The 680-nt window shown below is 62.8% G+C and carries 1 pseudogene; it reads right to left on the bottom strand.

What is annotated here, in order from left to right:
* Positions 1-680 (bottom strand): annotated as a pseudogene (locus tag AWB82_RS36730) (IS5 family transposase); the annotation flags it as partial.

The raw sequence follows: 680 nt of genomic DNA, 5'->3' as shown, positions 1-680 counted from the left end.
GAAGCCACGAGATGGTCCGCTCCACCACCCAGCGTGTTTTGCCTAATCCGCTACCGTGGGGCTGACCGCGCCGAGCGATTTCGGTTGCAATGCCGGCGGCATGCAGTGGACGTCGATGTTTGTCGTGGTCGTAGCCTCTGTCGCCTTGAACGACCCGAGGCTTTGATAGTGGTCTGCCACGTTTGCCGCTGATAGGCGGGATAGCCTCGACCAGCGCTTGAAGTTGAGTGACGTCGTTGCGGTTGGCGCCGGTCAGTATCACCGCGAGCGGGATGCCCTGCGCTTCGGTGATGAGGTGGTGCTTTGAACCGGGTCGCGCACGGTCTGTGGGATTCGGTCCTGTTTTTGACCTGAGCCCACAGCGCGGATTGAAGAGGAATCGACGATGACGCGAGACCAGTCGATTCGGTCAGCTGCGCGCAGTCGCCCAAGCAGCACCTCGTGCAGTTGCTCCCAAACGCCTGCCTCCTGCCAGTCCCGCAGGCGACGCCAGCAACTCATGCCGCTGCCGCAGCCCATCTCGCGAGGGAGTAGGTCCCAACGCAGGCCTGTCTGTAAGACGAAGAGAATCCCGGTGAGCACCGCACGATTGTCGAGCGGCTTGCGCCCCGGATAACGGGCCCGACGTGGCTTCGGAGGGGGCAGCAACGGTTCGATGAGTGCCCAAAGGTCGTCGTCGA

This window comes from Caballeronia glebae (genome assembly GCF_001545035.1).
In the GTDB taxonomy this organism is placed as follows: domain Bacteria; phylum Pseudomonadota; class Gammaproteobacteria; order Burkholderiales; family Burkholderiaceae; genus Caballeronia; species Caballeronia glebae.
Note: the sequence above shows the minus strand (reverse complement) of the source record. Positions and strands in the feature narration are given on the sequence as shown.